The 2,083-nt window shown below is 31.7% G+C and carries 1 protein-coding gene and 1 pseudogene; one reads left to right on the top strand and one right to left on the bottom strand.

The genetic code is table 11. The features are described from left to right. Positions 1-261 (bottom strand): annotated as a pseudogene (locus AC15TD_RS13230) (glycoside hydrolase family 27 protein); the annotation flags it as partial. Positions 262-1,137: 876 nt separating this feature from the next. Between AC15TD_RS13230 and AC15TD_RS13225 the strand changes: the two are divergent. Next, on the top strand, positions 1,138-2,083 hold a 946-nt coding region (locus tag AC15TD_RS13225; protein ID WP_484452628.1), incomplete at its 3' end, for a sialate O-acetylesterase.

Genomic DNA, 2,083 nt, shown 5'->3' with positions numbered 1-2,083 from the left:
TTTTCCTTCTTCATTCCGCTGCATGGCACTCCAGCCATCATCCAGAATCAAATATTCATAGCCAGCAGCCAAGAGTCCAGATGCTACCATCGCATCAGCCGTTTCTTTAATTAACTGCTCATTAATATCCGTTGCAAATGTATTCCAGCTATTCCAACCCATAGGTGGCGCTAAGACAAGATTATCAGGTTTTTGGCCATAAGAGTTTGATATTATGGTAAGAAGTGCGAACACAAAACTAATTTTTTTCAGTGTTTTCATTTAATATTTTGATTTATCTGGTGTATTTATAAAAAAATGATAGGAGTTTCCCAATTATATTTGATAACGATAAAAGATGCTTGATTAACAAATCTAAAAAAAAGGTTTGAAAAATTTCTTACAGATACAATAGATGTTACATCAATTACTTAAAATGTTACATGTCAATCTAAAGTTTGATTGAAAAGCGTAACCTAGTATCAAATTAAATAAATATTGCCTAGAAGTTAATTTTGAAAAAACACAAAAATGTTACAAAATAACTAATTGATGTTACATTACGTATAACGGATTTGTAGCAAACTATTTAAATTTGTGCATAATGCCAAGCGATCGATAAGAAAAAATATTTTTAAATTCATTGATGCTAGTATTAACAATTTAAACGAAACTAAATTGCGACTTTATGAGAAAATTATTATGTTATAATCTGTTAAGGTATTTGATGGATTGATAATCAAGAGTAATACGATTATCCAAACAAAAATAATCCGCAAATTTTTACTGAAATATCACAGTTTGACCTTCATTGTACTAATGTTAAAATTGAAGAAAAAACCTACAAAGGGAACAATAAGGCTTCAATTAGTGCAATTTAATATCAGAAAATAGCATTAGACAAAGAACGGGAAGGATTTATGATAGAAACAATTCAAAATCCTAATAAATATTTCTATCAAAATTAGTTTGATCAGTAGCTTAAATAATTTTATTTAATTTGAGAAGTCAGGATGGGGTTGTTAGATACAGTTCCGTCTAATTTAAATAGAAAATAATTTAGTGAATAATTAAAAATAGGTTATATCAACCGTGTAGAAAAATTAAAATCTATTAAACGGTAGAGCGTCATAAAAAACCCAATAAATCTAATAAATAATGAGAAGAATATCTTTAATTATTATAATAACAACCATTAATCTTGTATTTCTGCAATCGATTAATGCTGAGGTTAAGCTTCCCGTTATAGTATCGTCAAATATGGTTTTGCAACGCAATACGACTATCAAACTATGGGGATGGGCAGATCCTGAAGAGAAACTCGCTATTCAGACATCTTGGTTAGAGGAGGTAATGAACATTGAAGCTGATAGTAAGGGTAATTGGAGTATAGAATTGAAAACAACCAATAGTAAAGAACCTCAGATCATTAATATTAAAAGTAAAACATCGGATATTGCACTAACAAATATATTGTTTGGTGAAGTATGGTTTTGTTCGGGTCAGTCTAATATGGAACAGCCTGTGAAGGGGTATAAAGGACAACCTACATTTGGTTCTGCCATGGCGATAGCAAAGTCAACCAATAAGAAATTACGGTTGTTTACAGTTCACAAAGAAGGTTCCAAGACTCCATTAAATGATGTTAAGCGCTACATTGCTTGGCAAGAAGCATCTCCAGAGACTGTTTCAGAATTTAGTGCTGTGGCTTATTTTTTCGGTCAGCAGCTTCAGGAAATTTTAGATTGCCCTGTAGGTTTGATACATAGCTCTTATGGAGCTAGTAATGTTCAAGCTTGGATAAGTACTGAAGCGTTAAGTTCTTTTCAAAACATCAGCCTTGAAGAGTTGGATATTACAAAATTTACACAACGCATTCCCACTGCGTTGTTTAATGCCATGGTTAGCCCATTGATTCCTTATACCATAAAAGGTGTCATATGGTATCAAGGAGAAAGCAATCGTTTGGAACCAGAATATTATAAAAAACTTTTTCCTGCTATGGTTAAAGATTGGAGAACTCGATGGGCAATTGGCGATTTTCCAATTTATTATGTGCAAATTGCGCCTTTTTCATATTATCAAAATGTTAATGAATTTCAAA

The organism is Yeosuana sp. (assembly GCF_057126245.1).
The sequence above is the reverse complement of the archived record's forward strand: the minus strand, read 5'-3'. Positions and strand labels throughout refer to the sequence as shown.